This is a genomic window from Actinomadura sp. NPDC000929 (assembly GCF_040492065.1).
GTDB classification, from domain to species: domain Bacteria; phylum Actinomycetota; class Actinomycetes; order Streptosporangiales; family Streptosporangiaceae; genus Spirillospora; species Spirillospora verrucosospora.
On the sequence record NZ_JBEUPA010000013.1, the window covers coordinates 66,290 to 83,077 of the forward strand.

The 16,788-nt window shown below is 66.3% G+C and carries 11 protein-coding genes; 2 read left to right on the plus strand and 9 right to left on the minus strand.

The window, feature by feature from the left end:
- Positions 1–789 precede the first annotated feature (789 nt).
- Both ABWI04_RS07700 and ABWI04_RS07705 read left to right on the plus strand, forming a co-directional pair.
- On the plus strand, positions 790–1,362 hold the full coding sequence (locus ABWI04_RS07700) for an IS5 family transposase (RefSeq protein WP_353831888.1): 573 nt from the start codon (positions 790–792) through the stop codon (positions 1,360–1,362).
- Positions 1,359–1,655 (plus strand): transposase, encoded by a 297-nt coding sequence (locus ABWI04_RS07705; protein WP_353831889.1) that lies wholly within the window; start codon positions 1,359–1,361, stop codon positions 1,653–1,655. The genes ABWI04_RS07700 and ABWI04_RS07705 overlap by 4 nt, the downstream gene beginning before the upstream one ends.
- Before the next feature lie 1,178 nt (positions 1,656–2,833).
- Here the strand turns inward: ABWI04_RS07705 and ABWI04_RS07710 are convergent.
- The 9 genes from ABWI04_RS07710 to ABWI04_RS07750 form a co-directional block, all read right to left on the minus strand.
- Positions 2,834–4,186, minus strand: coding sequence for a hypothetical protein (locus ABWI04_RS07710; RefSeq protein ID WP_353831891.1), 1,353 nt, complete (start codon positions 4,184–4,186; stop codon positions 2,834–2,836).
- Positions 4,187–4,248: 62 nt separating this feature from the next.
- On the minus strand, positions 4,249–4,833 hold the full coding sequence (locus ABWI04_RS07715; RefSeq protein ID WP_353831892.1) for a hypothetical protein: 585 nt from the start codon (positions 4,831–4,833) through the stop codon (positions 4,249–4,251).
- A 10-nt stretch (positions 4,834–4,843) separates the two neighbouring features.
- Entirely contained in the window at positions 4,844–6,505 is a 1,662-nt protein-coding gene (locus ABWI04_RS07720; protein ID WP_353831893.1) for a DEAD/DEAH box helicase family protein, read from the minus strand.
- Entirely contained in the window at positions 6,502–8,871 is a 2,370-nt protein-coding gene (locus ABWI04_RS07725) for an ATP-binding protein (RefSeq protein WP_353831894.1), read from the minus strand. Before ABWI04_RS07725 ends, ABWI04_RS07720 begins: the two co-directional genes overlap by 4 nt.
- Before the next feature lie 1,383 nt (positions 8,872–10,254).
- Positions 10,255–12,279 (minus strand): DNA translocase FtsK, encoded by a 2,025-nt coding sequence (locus ABWI04_RS07730; RefSeq protein WP_353831895.1) that lies wholly within the window; start codon positions 12,277–12,279, stop codon positions 10,255–10,257.
- Positions 12,280–12,325: 46 nt separating this feature from the next.
- A protein-coding gene (locus tag ABWI04_RS07735) for an IS5 family transposase (protein WP_502913123.1) occupies positions 12,326–13,257 on the minus strand; the annotation gives its coding sequence in 2 pieces (ribosomal slippage) (positions 12,326–12,922 and positions 12,925–13,257; 930 coding nt in all).
- 138 nt (positions 13,258–13,395) lie between these two features.
- Positions 13,396–13,974 carry a dienelactone hydrolase family protein gene (locus ABWI04_RS07740; RefSeq protein ID WP_353831896.1) on the minus strand — a complete coding sequence of 193 codons (579 nt, stop codon included), beginning with the start codon at positions 13,972–13,974 and terminating at the stop codon, positions 13,396–13,398.
- 180 nt (positions 13,975–14,154) lie between these two features.
- The gene (locus ABWI04_RS07745; protein ID WP_353831897.1) at positions 14,155–14,508 is read right to left on the minus strand and encodes a hypothetical protein; all 354 of its coding nucleotides are present in this window, start codon (positions 14,506–14,508) and stop codon (positions 14,155–14,157) included.
- An 11-nt stretch (positions 14,509–14,519) separates the two neighbouring features.
- Positions 14,520–16,739, minus strand: a complete 2,220-nt coding sequence (locus ABWI04_RS07750) for a P-loop NTPase family protein (protein ID WP_353831898.1) — start codon at positions 16,737–16,739, stop codon at positions 14,520–14,522.
- Between the last annotated feature and the right edge of the window lie 49 nt (positions 16,740–16,788).

The window sequence follows — 16,788 nt, forward strand, 5'->3', positions numbered from 1 at the left end:
AGGAGATGGAACGGGTGGTCCTCGCGTGGGTCCCGGTCCGCCGCCGCACGGTGCACTGCACCCACGCCGGGGTGATCGGGCACCGGACCGACGCGATCATGCCGCACTGGGCCGGTCCCGGCCCAGCAGTATCTGGTCACCGACCGGTATCCGCAGCACGTCGGCAAGGACTGCCCGGTCGCTTTCGAGGCCAACCTCTACTTCGTCCCCCGCGGTCAATGTCTTCCCCCGGCAGCTGGTCGAGGCCCGCGCATAGGCCTCGACGGTCGCCTGCACGCCACCACCGGTGACAAAACGACATCCCGCTGCTGGCGATGCACCCGCGCGAGCGTCCGGACGGGGCGACCGCGTCGTCGATCCCGAACACTGGCGCGGACTGCCCGACGGGCACACCCGCGCTACCACCACCGGCCACGGCGACACCGGGCCGGGCGACGAACTGTCGATCCGGCGGCGGCGCCACCACCAGCAATGTGCACTGGGGCCACCACTCGCCCGCTCCGACGCCGCCCGGGTCCAAGTCGGCCGCCGCCCGCTGACGGTCTACGACCAGATCACCGGCACCGGCCCCTTGACCTGGCCACCGGCGCGGACCCGCCCCAGACCACCCCCAGTGCAGCCCGAGGGGACCTCGGCGCCCTGCAGTCGATATCCAGTAGACAGGGGCACCGACACGTTGAGGGAGCTGGTCACCGCACGGATCCGCGCTGCCGCCGCCAAGCTGGCCCTGCCCGGTAGATCTTGGTGTTTGCCTGAGGTTGATCTTCAGCTGTGGGTCGATGATGTGTCGTGGTGCGACGGCATGGGTTGACCGATGCGGCGTGGCGGCAGATCAAGCCGCTTTTGCCCGCGCAGCCCGCCCGAGGTGGCCGGTGGGCCGATCACCGCACGATGTTGAACGGGATCTTGTGGAAGCCGGCCACCGGTGCTCCGTGGCGGGACCTGCCCGATCGGTACGGCAACTGGAAGACCGTGTACGAGAGGTACCGGCGGTGGGTCGCCGACGGCACCTTCGATGCGTTCTTGACTCACGTGCAGGTCCACGACGACTCGGCCGGCCGCATCGACTGGACCGTCAGCGTCGCTTCCACCATCGTGCGCGCACCAGCACGCCGCCGGAGCTCGCAAAAAGGGGAACCGGACGGGACGAGCCCGGCATCGGGGAGCAGTCAGGCGCTCGGGCGGTCACGGGGCGGCCTGACCACCAAGGTCCACTTGGCGGTCGACGGACGCGGCCTGCCGTTATCGATCGTGCTCACGCCCGGCAACGTCAACGACTGCACCGCCTTCCCGCAGGTCCTGGCGGCGATCAGAGTGCGCGGCCCGGTTCGGGCCGTCCTCGGTGTCGGCCCGATCGGGTGATCGCCGACAAGGCCTACAGCTCGGCCGCGATCCGCCGGACCCTGCGACGCCGCCGGGATCGCGGCCACCATTCCCGAACGCGCCGATCAGCAGGCCGGACGGGCCCGCCGCGGCTCGCGCGGCGGGCGTCCACCGGACTTCACCCCGGCCTCTACAAGCGCCGCAACGTGGTCGAACGCCGCATCGGCCGTCTCAAGCAATGGCGCGGCATCGCTACCCGGTTCGACAAACTCGCCCGCGACTACCGGGCAGCGATCGTCCTGGTCACAGCACTGCTCTGGATCAACACATGATCCGCCGGACACGCCCTAGTAAGCTACCTCCCTTCACCGGTACAGCCACCACCGCGGTCACACCGCCCCAAGACGGCCAACCCATCTCCCGCCTCGACGGCACTGCGGGTTGCCGCATCTAGTGCCTATGTGAGGGCTTTCGTAGCGCAACCGGCTACAGTGAGCTGGGTCAGTTGGCGGCCTGTGAGGTGCGGTACGGCTCGGCACCTCAGCTTGGCTACCGTGACCCGTTGAACGACGGTATCGGAGCCCAGACCACTCTCATCCCTCGACGCCCTCTTCTTTGGGCGGCCGGTGGAAGAGCCGGTGGAAGAACTCGTAGGTGGGGATGCCGAGGGCGAGGGGGACCGCCGCAGGCGGGTAGAGAAAGGCAAGAGCCACTACCGCCCCGGTAGTCCCGATGAGGGCCACACGCCGCGGCCAGCGCCGTCGGCGGGTCGGCTCCGGCGGGGTTTGACAACCCTCCCGGAAGGAAGGCATGTTCATCAGGCTGACCTCCGGTCGTCATAGCTGCTGGTGGTCGGTCTTTCGGGCGGCCCTCCGCTGCGATCGGAGGGCCGCTTTCCGTTTCTGGTGAGCCGATCTCCATGTCGCCCCACGAGGGTTTGCCGACGTGCCGAGCCGCCCGAAACGGAACGACGCTCTCGGCTGTACGGAGGTAGGTGTGTTCAAGCTCCGCCTTCACTCCGCGACGAGGGTGAAGCCTTATCGCATAACTCTCCTGGGGACCCGTTTACCCGGTGCCACTCGTCCGGCGGACAGGTATCTATTCTCTTCGGCAGCGCAAATCTCTTCGGCAGCGCAAAGCGACGACGCTGCCCGTGCGACATAGAGCCACACCGGCCGCACGGAGCGCCTATCGGAGCGTCGAACACTTTATCCACCGCCACCTTAGCCACACACGGCACCTCCTCTCAGGAAAATAGGCGAACTCCTCCCCCATACCGACACTGTTTCTCCTCATGCCACCGATCACTTGCCGCTACCCACAAGCCAGGGGCAAGAATATCGAAGAAAGTGAACCCGGGGATGGCGATTTGCTTATTGGTCGCTCCGCGTGTATCCGGGATGCCAGTTTCACGCGTGGAAGATATGGGTGGCCGTCTCCGCTCCCGCGGGCGATCGTCCAGGCTCGCGAGCAAGGAGCTCCTTAGCCTGGGAGTCCCGGGCGACACGGGTCATAGGGAGGAAATTCCTCCATCCATCTGGGGATAGAAGCGCTCCCGCGCCGGGCAGGCGTGGACACGACAGGCGTGTCGCAAGTAGGCGGTCCCCTCTCGCAGGCGCAACACGACCGCCAAGAGGCAGCTGTGAGTCAGCCCCATGGTGGTGGCGTGCACGCGGAGGCTGGATATCTGCGCGGCGCTGGTGTTACGGGTGATCGATAGCGTGCCAGGTGGGTCGAGCGGGGCAGCGGTCACGGCCGGGGCTAAGGGGTCGATCAGTTCGGTCAGGTCGAAGGCCCGGGTCATGGGAGCCTGGCGCAGACCCAAATACCAGGTGATCCAGCGGTGGATGATCACTCCACTGCCGCGCAGGAGATCGGCGTCGATCGTGAGGGTGAAGGCCAGAATCGCGCCGGCGGAGTCGAGCGCGACGTGACTGGGCCGAGTGGGTTCACTGTCCTCTAGTGGGGCGGCGCCCCGTTCAACGAGGTCGACCCTGCCGTCGGCGGTGATTCCCACACGGTCGTCGATCAGGCACTGTGTGACACGGGAGAGGCTGACCGGATAGCGGCGCTGGGTCTCGTGGATAAGACGGCGCTTGGAGATGGGGCCGAGTTCGGTGATGACGTCCAGGACGGCATCAATGGCGGTGCCGTAGCGGGCAGTTTCATCGTGCGGCCATTCAGCCAGACCCCAGGTACCTTCAGGACGAATCAGATGAAAGCGGCTATCTCGGCGCAGCGACTCGCGGACGGCTCGCCGGTTCCCGCCGACCGCGCCGGCGATGTCGTCGACAGTGCGAGGACTACCCTGCTCGGCGAGCCACAGGTAGGCGACGTCGCGGCCCCGCGCGTTGCGACTGACCCATGCGCCATCGTCAGTTTGGACCAGGGGACTCTTGTCGTGGGAGGCGATCTCTTCGATCGGTAGTGCGTCGGGGATCCCGAGGGCGGCGGCGCGGAAGCGGAGTTCAGCGGGCCGGTAGGGGGCGTTAGCGGCGAGTTCACTCAGGAGTGTGGCGAGCATTTTGGGCTCACGAGTCCAGAAAGCGCGCTGGACGCCGGCCCAGGTGTGGGGGTGTTGAAATCCGAGGGCGTGCAGCAACGCGTAGCGAGCCGCTCCGCCGGGATCGGGGAAGATCTCGGCGAGGGCACGGTCGGCGACAGCGACGGTGTTATGGAACAGTTCATCGAGTTGATCGCGCCAGGTCTCCTCCATGCTCTGGGCGATCATGAGCAGGTACTGGCCAGCGTCCCGGATGAGCTGGCGAGCGCGTTCGCGGGTGAGGCAATGGGCGCGGCCGATCGCCTCAAGGGTCTGGTCGCGGTGGCGTCGGACGAGCATGTCGCGTGCGCGGGCGTCCATGCTCGCCCATGCCGCCGGGAACCAGTGGGGGATGTCAGCCTGTGGGGCCGGAGGTTTGGACATTAGACACCTTCCACATGGACCACTTGCAAGCCGCAGCGCTGTCCGACACGCAGGTGGAACGCCTTGACGTCCTCAGGGACGGGCTTTTCGAAGGACGCGGCGACGCACAGGATCCAGGGGGTGGAGGCACCGTCGGCCTGTTCCTTGAGCGCGGCCCAAACCAGGTGTTTGAAGTGGTTGTAGTCGTCCACCCAGGCGAAGATCGCCTCCTCTCCTTCGTCGCCATAGACGCGCAAGCGCAGGGGTTTGATCGCCATGGTGTCCATGTCGGCGTCCCAGCCGTCTCCGAGGGCACTGGTGATCAGGTCGGTGACGGCGGCGCTGGGGTTGGGGACATGCTTGGCGAAGTTGCCGACGCCGAAGCGGGCGCGGGCGAACTCCTTCATAGGGCCGTCCTTGATCCAGACCCTGGCCTGCTCAACGGGCATGAACTCGGTGAGGCGCCCGCCGATCTGAGGGTCTTGGACCCATTGGTTGTACATCTCGGTGCGCTGCTGGAGGCTGAGGCTAGGCCAGTGAACCTTCTCGGCCTGTTCGAACAGCAGGGCGACGACCTTGTCTTGAAGTTCTTTACTGATGGCCATGTAGGTCCTCCTAGAGGGCTGGGGGAAATTGCAGGCGAACCTCATCGGCAGCGGTCTCCAAGCTCGCGGCGTCCTGGATCCAGTGGTCGAGCAGGGTTCCGGCGGTCTCGTCGTTGAATTCGACGCGGGAGCCGGAAGGCAGGCGGAGCCGTAGGTGCTCGGCTTCGGCGGCCTCCAGCGAGCGCTTGAGATCCAAGGTGGCGGCGACGCGCCGGATGTCGGTCACGAAGTCCAACACCTTGAGGGCCTTCTTTCCCGGGCTGAGTCGCAGACCGCGTCCGAGTTGCTGCACGAAGATGCGTCTGCTGTGGGTGACGCGCAGGAAGGCGATCAGGTTGACGTCAGGGACGTCAACGCCTTCGTTGAAGACGTCGACGCAGGTGATGATGGGGATGCGGCCGAGACGAAACTCATTGAGCAGGATCTGCCGGCGCTGGCGTGGCAGGCCGCTGTGCAGAAATGACGCGCGGCGCCAGGCGTTATCCGACAACGAGAGCAGGGTGGCGACACGCTCGGCGTGTTCGATGGTCTGGCAGAACACGATGGCCCGCGGGTCCGGAGTGGCGCGCCACGCCTGGCGAAACTGCTCGACGATCTCTTCGTCACGCTGGGGCAAGAACAACGCACGGTTGAGTTCCTTGATGGAGTAACCGTGCTCGCTGGCCTTGCGGACCATCTCCCAGTCAAGGTTGTCGACGAAGAGACGGTAGTCGACGGCGGACAGGTGACCTTGCGCCATTCCCTCCGCGATACCCATACGCAGACTGGGGCGACCGAACCGTGAGGTGATGTCGAACTTGTCGCCACGCCAAGGGGTTGCCGTCACACCGAATTGGTGAGCATCACAGCACAGATCCAGCAGATCCGCGAATCTTCCGTTGTCGCCGACGTGATGGGTCTCGTCGATCATGACGAGACTGGGCCGCCATCCGGCACGGACCACGCCCAAGACCGATTCGACGGTGCCGACCAAAACCCCGTCGTGGGCTGGAGCCTTGGTCTCGCCTGTGACGAGCTGTGTGGGGACGGATTTGTCCAGGTGCCGCCACAAAGCGCGTTCGAGCTGCTGGACCAGTTCCTTCATGTGCGCGACGACCAGGACCTGGGCGGTGGGGTCGGCGGTCAAGTACCGTCGGATGACCTCACCCCCGATGACGGTCTTACCAAGTCCGGTCGCCAAGACGAGCAGCGCTCGACCGTGGGACTTCAGGTCGGCCGAGATCGCGTCGGCGGCGGCGAGTTGGTAGTCGCGCAGCTCGTAACGCGCGGGGACACGTTCGGGCATCCGGTCGAAAATAGCGGCCAAGGTGGGGCCGTCCCACGCCGAGATCTTGACGCCGATGGCCTCGAGCGCGGCACGGCGTTCCTGCGCGGCCTTAGTGAGGCCGGTGTTGGTGACCAGGACCGCCTTGTCAGCGCCATAGCGGGTACGGGCCCGCTCCAGATCGTCGATGCCCTGGCGGTCCACGGGCCGGTTGGCCGACCATTTGCATTGAAAGACCCATTGTTCGCGGTCGCGGACAGCGAGCAGGTCGGCACCGCCGTCGCCGGCTCCGTCCACGATGCGCACGTCGACGAAGCCCAGGTGCCACAGTGTGCGTTCCAGGGCGTGAGGCAAGCCTCGGGGCCCACCGTCGAGCAGTGCTTGGAGGGATAGGAAGCCGCCGGTCATGCCTCGGCCACCAGTTCGTCGGCCATCAGTTGGATACTGAGCCGGGTGCGCTGCAACTGCTGGGGGCCGCGCTCGGCGGTGAAACTGAGGAGGGTGGCGATGTCGTTGAGGTAGCCGGAGACTTTGGCGACGCTGAGGCGGCGTGCCGAGGGGGAGGACACCGAGGCGTAGGGCCCGGCGAACACGTGGCCATCCATGAACGCCTCGGGCCATTCTTCCAAGAGCCTGACCACGAACAAGGGGGGGGCGTAGAGCAAGAACTCTCCGGTTTGGCCGAGCGCCTGGGTGTGAGTGACCTGCCCGTTAGCGATCATCTCGTTCTCGGTGGCGGTGAGCTCGTCGGGAGACAGATACTGAAATGCGCGACCAGGGTCGGCGTCGATCCGCAGGGCCATCATCCGGCGGACGTCGCTGAACAGTTCGCGGGCTTGGGCGAAGACCACGTCCATCCGGGGGGCGAGGTCGAGCAGGCAGCGCGCGCGCAGCAACGCGATCAACTGGGCGTGGGTAAGGTCGCTCTCCGACTTGACCTTCAATACCGCGGCGATCTCGACGAGCAGGAGTTCGGTGGGGTCGGCGCCCAGCTTGGCGAAGACCTCGTGGGCGGGATCGACGAAAGCGGTGCCGGTGCCGCCGGGGCCTTGGACCAACAGCACGGGGGTGGGCTGGGCCGCCGTGTCGCACAGCGCGACCGTGGATAGCCTGCGGGTTTCGACGCGCAGGTCACCGACGCGAGGGATCCCGAAGTCGCGGGTGAGTTCGGGGACGATAGTGGAGTCGGCGCGGTAGCGGGCGATCCGTTCCTGGAAGGTCTCTTTGGCCGATTTGACAGCGGGAAGTTCCGGCACACTGGCCGTCGCCTGGCTGGCAAGGGACGTGGCGTCGGAGGTCGCCCCAGACGTATCGGACTCGCCAATGTCAACGCCGAGTGCCTCCAGCACCGCCGCCTCATCGGGCTTGTATGGGGCGGCGCCCTCGGCCTTGGCGAGCTTGGCGGCCTTGCTGAGTTCCTCGTGGTTGACGACGGCGTCCCACCATCGTTGGTCGTCCTGGTAGTCGGCGTCGCCCCGGTGGAAAAGCTGTGCCCAACGGCGGGTTTCGTCATGAATGGGGCCCTTGCCGTCGCCGGGAATCAGGCAGCGCAGCCCGGCGGCGTTGCGGCGATAACCCCGATACAGTTGGGCTAGCGGGCTGTCGTTGACCGGGTAACCCAGCCGTTTTGCCTTCTCAGGCTGCATGGGTCCTACGCCCCGCAGGTAGTCGATGGCCGCGCGCCAGCCGCGGTCGCTGTATTCGAAGGCGTTCTTTTGGTAAGTGACAGGAACGTGGTCGAGGTGGATCTCCCCGATGAGTCGACCGCCCTGGTTGGCCAGTTCGATCGGGTACTCGGTGTCCACAGCGCCGGTGGCCGGGTCGTTGGGATTCTTCCAGTCGAACAGGCGCTTGTCCCACTGGAGGATCTTGCGGCCGTTGCGCAGGAAGTCGATCCCGAACTCGCGTTTGTGTAGGTGCCGCTGGACGCCGAGCCAGCCATGGATGCGGCGTTCGCGTAGGGTGAGCCGGTCACCGCCGCACTGCTCGCACGTGCCCTTGTCTGGCACCTGCCAATTTCCACAGTTGGTACAGGCCTCGGCGGGGTCAAAGGTTTCGTCGATGGCGATGTAGGCCGGGATCCGTTCGGCGGAGGCTCCTTGCCCGAAGGTCACGGCACGATCGTCGCCCCACCGACAGTGCAGCCGAGGCTTGACTCGCTGGCCTTGCACCCAAAGTTCGAAGGGCTTGTTGTCCAAGATCCAGGAGTAGGTGCGTCCCAGGGTCTCGCGCAGGTTGCTGGCGTTGCGGCGCAGCCAGTCCGCGCGGTCGGAGTGCAGGCCGCTGATCTCGATGCGGGTCCCGTGCTCGTTGGGGTCAGTCTTTGGTTCTTCGATGTCCTGGGCCTCGAAGTCATCGCCGATCCGATCCAGGTCGATCTCCACGCCGATCCACCGGTCGTCGCCGCGCCGAGTGGTCAGCACCCGGGTACGGCGCCCCAGCCGGGCGGTGCTGACGTTGAAGCCCATACCGAACAAGCCAAGCTTGTCGAAGCGGTCATTGCTGGACCAGCCAGCGCGGACCGATTGCTCTAGCCTGTCGTAGCTCATGCCGCGCCCGGTGTCGGAGACCTTCACGACCGCGTCAGCGAGTTTGGCTTTGGGGCTGGGCAGTGACACGGAGACCTTGAAACCTCCCGCCCAGGGGATGCCGTCGCGCTCGATCTCGGAGAAGTCGTCCAGAGCGTTGTCCACCAGTTCGGCGATGCACTGCCATTCGTCGAACTCGATCTCTCCCAGCATCCGCAGGATGCGAGAGGACGGCGTGATCTTCATCAGTCCCCTATCGCCCATACCTCATGAACACACGACCCGGCGTCACGTGGCCGCCGGGCGAGGTGATCAAGCTGACATCGATGGTAGGTGCGAGTGCCGGTCCACCGTGGCAATACTTGCTTATTCGTACAATCTGTGTTACAGAAAGTAATGTCTCGCGTGTCTCGTGCCGGTGAGCTCTTCCGCGGGACCTTCACCTCGCCCGGAAGAGGAGGCGTGGATTTGGCATAGGCGTTCGAGCCATGTGGTGGCAGTGCTGGCTACGCCCGCTTGCCCGCGCGCCCCCGATCCGTTCGGTGGGTGCCATCCGGAGCGCGATGCGCGCCGGATCACAGATACAGGCCTGGTGCGGCAAGGTCGCAAGGGTTGGCGGCCCGCTGCCATCCGTCAACTACGCCATCGAATCACCCGGGTGCTGGCGGGGGTGGATGCCGAGTCCAGTGCGGGCCTGCTTCGGCACTGATTGAATCAGGTGATCGTCACCAAGGCCTACAGTCCGGCGGTGATGCGCCGGTCACTGCGGGGTCGTGAGATCGATTTCACCATCCCCGAACGCGCCGCTCAAAAGGACGGATGGGCCCCTGCGGTTCGCTCTATGGGTGCCCGCCGAGCTTTGATTCAGCCATCCACAGACGTCGAAACGTGGTTGGGCGTTACATCGGACGACACAAGCAAAGCTGTGGCTTCGCCACCGCTTCGACGAGTGATCTATCTTCCCAGCTTGATCGTCTGACCCTCGTTTGACCCCGGACTGCGAGTGATGGCGTGACCCTGGAGATCACGCGCCGGCAGCCGAACGGGCCATCTACCTGGGATTTTACAGAGATCAAGCTTTATCTGCGGGCCGCAGAGAACGTACAATACGCCCTTCGAAATGAAGAGGTCGCAGGTTCAGATTCGGTTAATCTGAAAGGACATTTCCAAGCGGCAGTACCATTGAAGGTGTCGAGGTTTTCCGCGTGGTCAGCCGGTTAAGTTGCCGGCGGCTGGCGCGGTTTCGACGCGGAGGCATGCTGGACAGCAGGACAATGCGCTGATGGCGGCCAGTTTACTTATGGGATTCGATAGATATTCGTCGCCTTAATTGGTTCGCGATGGGGAAGTGACGGGGTGAAATAGTAGCGCAGGCGGCAATCCATGGGGCGCAGGATGTCTTTTTCCGTACGTCGCCACGCTTGCATTGCCGCGGCTCAGAGCGGCGATGCATTGGGCCCGGCGGTGGGCTCTTTGCACTGTGGTCAGCTGCTGCGGACGTGCAGGGCGTGAGGTCGACGACGACGTCAGCTGGGTCGTCTTCCCAGCGTCGAGGGATCCTTGCTCGGTGACCACGCGTGTGGCGCTGCAATCCCCGGGCCTGGCTGCTGGGCTCAGGCGGACACGTCCCTAGTTCGGCTGCATTTGGCTCTTGCAGTGGTCGACGATGCTGTGGATCTCTTTCTCGGAGACGTAGGCGTTCTGGAGGCGCATGGGCTTGCTCGCGCCCATCGGCAGGAACAGGGCGTCGCCCTGCCCGACGAGCTTCTCCGCGCCCGGCTGGTCGAGGATGACGCGGCTGTCGGACAGCGAGGAGGTCGCGAACGCCAGCCGGGACGGCACGTTGGCCTTGATCAGCCCCGTCACCACGTCCACCGACGGCCGCTGCGTCGCCAAAACCAGGTGGATCCCGGCGGCGCGGGCGAGCTGGGTGATGCGCACGACAGAGTCCTCCACGTCGCGCGGCGCGACCATCATCAGATCGGCCAGCTCGTCGACGATGACGAGCATGTACGGGTAAGGGGTGTAGACGCGCTCGCTGCCGGGCGGCGGGACCAGCTTGCCCGCCTTCACCGCCTTGTTGAAGTCGTCGATGTGCCGGTACCCCGACGCCGCCAGGTCGTCGTAGCGGCGGTCCATCTCCCCCACCACCCACTCCAGCGCCTCGGCGGCCTTCTTGGGGTTGGTGATGATCGGCGTGATCAGGTGCGGGATCCCCTGGTACATCGTCAGCTCGACCCGCTTGGGATCGACCAGGATCATCCGCACCTCGTCAGGGGTCGCGCGCATCAGGATCGAGGTGATCAGCCCGTTGATGCACGTCGACTTGCCGGCCCCGGTCGCGCCCGCGATCAGGATGTGCGGCATCTTCGCCAGGTTCGCCACCACCGTGCGGCCCTCGACGTCCTTGCCCAGCCCCACGATCATCGGATGATGCTCGTTCGTCGCGGCCGGCGAGCGCAGCACGTCACCCAGACTGACGATGTCCTTGTCGGTGTTGGGGATCTCCACCCCGATCGCCGACTTACCGGGAATCGGCGAGATGATGCGCACATCAGCGCTCTTCACCGCGTAGGCGATGTTCTTGGTCAGCGCGGTGACCTTCTCCACCTTCACCGCCGGACCCAGCTCGATCTCGTACCGCGTGATCGTCGGCCCCCGCGTGAACCCCGTCACCTGCGCATCGATATCGAACTGCTCCAACACCCCCGTCAGCGCGTTCACCACCGTGTCATTGGCCTTCGTCCGCGGCTTGGACACACTCCCGGGCCGCAACGCCGCCGGATCGGGCAGCACGTACCGGGCTTTCACCGGTGAGGTCGGTCGCCCGATACGCCTTAGTTCGCGTGCTACGGCGGCGGCGTCCGCGGGGCGGTCATCGGGAGTTTTGGCGAGCAGGGCCAGGATGAGCGCGTCCAGAGCAGCGGGGGTGTCGTGCCGCAGCGTGCGTGGAGAAGGTGCGGGACGGGCCAGGTGCTGGGCAACGATGGCTTGCAGATCGTCGCCAGGGAAGACGTACCGGCCGGTGAGCATGTGGAAGAGAGTGCAGCCGAGGGCGTACAGGTCGGCCCGTCCGTCCAGGGGCTTGCCGGCGGCCTGTTCGGGAGGCATGTAAGCGAAAGTGCCCATTCGGACGCCTGTCGCTGACAGCCCCGCAGTGGCACCCTGCAGTCTGGCGATGCCGAAGTCGCAGATTTTCACCTGCCCGCTTGGCAGCAGCATCAGATTGGCCGGCTTGATATCGCGATGCACTACCCCGGCCGCGTGCGCGGCCGCCAGCCCTTCGGCCACCTGGGCCCCGTAGTCCAGTACCAGCTCAATGGGCAGGCCGGCGGGTTGCCGTTCCAGAATCTTGCGCAGGTCCTGCCCAGTCAGCAGCTCAAGGACAAGGAACGGGTGTCCGCGTTCCTCACCGACATCGAAGACTGCAGCGATGGCCGGGTGGGACAGGCGGGCGGCGGCCCGGCCCTCGCGGCGGAACCTGCCCATCGCCTGGGCCATTTCGCTCTCATCGCGCCAGTTGGGCAGCAGAACCTTCAACGCGACAGGACGCTCCAACGACAGGTCGAGCCCGCGCCACACCTCGCCCATGCCGCCGCGACCCAGCAACGTCTCCAGGCGGTACCGGCCCGCCAATTCCAGTCCCGGCTGCACAATCCCGCCCTCATACCGTTCGTCGCCCTAGGGCCTGTTTCTTGGATCAGGTGCGTAGCCAGATGAGCAGGACAGCGACGGTGATGGTGCCGGTGAACAGGTAGCCGCGTTTGTCGAAGCGGGTCGCGACGGCTCGGAACTGCTTGAGTCGGTTGATGGCGCGTTCGACGGTGTTGCGTTGCTTGTAGCGCTCGGCGTCGAAGCCGGGCGGGCGACCACCGCGGCGTCCGCGATCGTGGCGATGCTGCCGCTGGTCGGCCGGCACGGGAATCGTGTGTGCGATCCCGCGTCGACGCAGGTAGGCCCGGTTGGCGCGCGAGGAGTAGGCCTTGTCGGCCAGCACGTGGTCTGGACGGCGGCGTGGGCGGCCCGGCCCCAGCCTTGCGACGTTGATGGCGTCCAGGACCGCGATGAACTGCGGGCTGTCACCCCACTGGCCAGGAGTGATCAGGAAGGACAGGACCCTGCACCGACCGTCGGCGGCCAGATGGATCTTGGTGGACAACCCGCCGCGGGAGCGTCCTAGCGCTTCGCCTGCCGGGCCACCTCCTCCAGCAGGGCGACCAGCTCGCACCACGACGGCTTGTCCTGGTTCGTCCCAGCCCCGTCCCCCCTTTCCGGCAAGACGGGGCGCGGCCGGTGCGGGGCGCCGGCCGCGTGCTGATGCGCCCGCTCGATCGTGGAATCGACCGACACCCGCCAGTCGATGTCCCCGGCCGCATCGGCCTGGGCGCGCACCACCGCCAGAAGCCGGTCCCAAGTCCCGTCCGCCGACCAGCGCCGAAACCGCTTGTAGACGGTGATCCACTCCCCGAACTCCGGGGGCAGATCACGCCAGGGCACACCGGTCCGGACCCGATGGCAGATCCCATTGATCACCTGCCGGTGATCGACCCACCGTCCACCCCGCCCACCGGTCGGCGGCAGCAACGGCGCCAACCGCTCCCACTGCGCATCGGTCAAGTCACCACGGCCCATCAACCCACAGTGACCCAACCAATGCCCACCGTCAGTCGATCCAAGAAACAGGCCCTAGCCGTGAGGCTCCCACCCAGCCTAGATCTCACCCGTTTCCCTGGGCAGCGGCTACGGAAGCTGAGCAACGACCAAGCCGGGTCATTTGATGCGGTCGAGGAACTTCAGGACTCGATCGGTGGCCTGGGTTGCGGCGTGTTCGTCGTGCGTTGGCAGGCTGCTGTCGGTGAACAGGTGCCTGTCGCCGGGGTAGAGGAACAGTTCGGCATCCGCCGCCGTTTCGACGAGCGCCCGGGCTGCGTCGATGTCGCCTTCCCCTGCGAAGAACGGATCCGCGTCCATGCCGTGGATCTGGACCGGGACGTCGTCGGGCCAGGCACCGCCGAACTCCGTGACCGGGAGGCACGCCTCCAGCAGCAGCGCACCCTTTGCGCCGGGGCGCGTCTGGGCCAGCTTCTGCGCCGGCAGGACTCCGAGCGAGAACCCGAGGTAGACGAGTTCAGCAGGCAGTCCCTCGGAGGCGGCGGTCCCGCGCGCGATGATCGTGCCGAATCCGACGTCCTCGGTGTAGCTCATGCCGTTCTCGAGGCTGTCGAATGTCTGCCCCTCGAACAGGTCCGGGACGTGAACGGTGTGTCCGGCCCGTTGCAGCTGCTCGGCGAACCCACGGACGCCGACGGTCAGCCCATGCCCGTGGTGGAAGACCAGCACCTCAGCCATCTCGCTCCCCTCGTGCTGCGGTGCCCGGGCGGCGCCGCAGCACGAGTATGGCCCGCGCCGACGGAGGGTCCGGACGGGCATCGCGGGCGCAGCTCCCCGCGGTGGGGGGAGCTGGCATCGAGGGGTCTTTTTACCGGCTGGACGAAGAGCCGGTCTGCCACCTTTTTCTTTACCAGTGGACTATTGGATGGTCGTGGCTAGTAGGACGGTGGCTAGGGCACCGCCTGCTGCGTTTTCCAGGATTGATTGGAGGGAGGAGCGGAGGCGTGTCAGGCGGTCGCGTTCGGGGTGGGGGGCTTGTATCTCGTTCAGGATTTCGGTGGCGTGGACCTGGAGGTTCTGCTGCTGATCGGCGGCCAGGGTCAGCACCGGGAGCGCCTGGATTATTGCTTGGGCGTAGGTGGCCAAGGCGGCCAGGTCGTCTGGGAGGGGGTGCGGTGTCTCCTGGTGCAGTTCGATGTTCCGGCCGTTCAGGACGTTGCCGCTGAGGTCGCCGCCGATGCTGCCGATGTGCAGGTTGTTGCCTTCCCCCATGGTGTCTCCCCTCATGTCGCGGACGGGTCTGGGCTCGGCTGGACGGTGGGGCTCTCTGGCGGCAGCGCTTCCGCATCAAGATCCCATTGAATGCCCCACGGCCGACCGGGGACGGGTACGCGGATATAGGCGGAGCGCGACATGTAGTCGGGCAACCGGATGTCGATGGAGAAGTGGCAGCTCTGGTCTGGACGGAGCTGCCGCGGGCAATCTATCGGCTTGACGATGAAGTACTGTCGGTCTGGTCCGTCCACCTTGTAATTTGCTATATCGCCGTTGCCCCAGCACCTTTCCCAGCCTGGGTACGACTTCCAGGTGATGCTGCGTTTGAAGGGCTTCCATTCGGATGATTCCGGCACCTGGAAGGTGAGAATGTCACCGAGCTCGAACGTGTGCGACTTCGTGGCGCACGACGGGGAGGGAGGGGGTTTCGGGTCGGGCCCCGGGTCGGGTCCGGCGGGTGGGGGGTCGCCTCTCCTGGTCGGGTCGTCGCCGTTGGGGGGCGGGGTCTTTCCTTCGTCCTGTCCTGGAGGTCGGAACCTCGTGTGACGGCCTTGTGGTGAGGAGGGCGAGGACTCGACGATCTGGGGCTGTGCCGCTTTCTCTCCGGAGAGGGGCGTCGGGGACCGCATGCCCATGTAGCCGATTCCGCCGACCACCGCGGCGACGCCCGTGGCGGCGGCTATGCCGCTGACCGCGGGTTTGGCCAGCAGGCGCTGCGTCGTGCCCTTCGATTTCGTGACGGTTTGGGCCGCATGCCCTGCCAGGGCCTTGTGCGCCAAGATCGCGGTCGCCGCTGCCCCACCGATCGCCGCCCCTTTGCCTGCCGCCTTCAACCGCGCTGCCTGCTCGTTCTTGAAGTACGACTCGTCTTCGGTCGAGCCGAGGGCCCGTGCGGCTCGCAGGCCCAGGGAGAGCACTTCGGTCCAGGACCCCCAGTGGAGGGAGAGTGCCAACCTCGGTGCGGCGGCTCGGGCGAGGTCGCGGGCTGGTGCGTGTGCCTCGGCTTCCAGGGCGGCCCGTAAAACCCGGACGATCAGGGGGGCTACGTCGCTGGTCTCTGCGATCGACGCTCGCTTGGCCCAGTCGGCCAGCCGCGCCGCACACCCGGCGGCGTCGAATTCGCTGCCTGCCAGCGCGGCCACCTCGGTCGCCGCTTTGTCGGTCGTCGTGTAGCCGAGTGGTCCTTCGCTTGCCAGCCGGGCATGTTCCAGCATTGACAACGCTTCGGCTGCGTCGCCAGGCCTCCCGGCCCTTGCAGTGGGGTCTGCCGAGGTCGCGGCGCTACCGGCTGAGGACGAGGTCTCACCGTGGTCCTGGTGGGCGTCCAGTGCAAGGGCGGTGAGCAGGGGGAGCGGGACTGGGACGCCGTCGACCGCGCACAGTAGGCCCAGGACGGCGCGGGCGGGTGCGTTGAGCGCGGCGGCGAGTGCTTCGGTGAGGGCGCCCGGGTCGAGGGAGGAGTGGAGGCCGTCCGCCCGCATGGTCGCGGCCGCGCGTACCAGGGCGAGTGGACGGCCCCCGATGGCGCGCCGCAGTTCGTCCGCGGCGGCGAGCTCGTCGTCTCGGAGGTCGCGGCCGAGTTTCCGGACGAGAAGGTCTCGTGCGGCGTCTGCGTCCAGGCCGAGCAGTTCGAGTGCGGTTCCCTCGCCGAACAGCAGGCGCGTCGGGCCGGCTACTGCGATGTCACAGGACGGGACGGCGGCCAGGAGATCGGCCAGGTCGGTGCTCGCTCCCGCATAGTCGTCCAGGACGAGCAGGGCTTCGATCGACGACATCAGCCGGACCATGACGTCCTGGGCGGGCCGGTATCCGGAGATGGCGTAGCACGCCTTGAAGACTTCCTGGATGACGTCTTCCACAGGCACGTCGGCGACCGGCAGGTAGACGACGGAGCGGCCTGCCTTGGCCTGCCTGGCGGCGAGTTCGCACAGCAGCGTCGTTTTCCCGGAACCGCGCTCACCGTAGACCTGGACGCGGCCGCGGTCGGCGAGCCCTTCTTCCAGCACATGCAGTTCTCGGTCACGCCCCAGGGGTTTCTCAGCACGAGGCAGAGGGCGACCGTGAGGCTTTTTGCGCGGGGCGGGGTCGGCTGGTGTGCCGACGTAGTTGACCGTGGAGCCGGGGCCACTGACGACGAGGGCGTGGTCGCCGTTCACCACCGTCCCGCTGAGGTCCCCGCCTATCTCTGAAATTCTTATTTCTCCCATGATTCCCCCGTCCGTGCTCACGCGAAATGTACTGAGCAGCGGCTTCCGAGGGCCAAGACCTGTTGTCTAT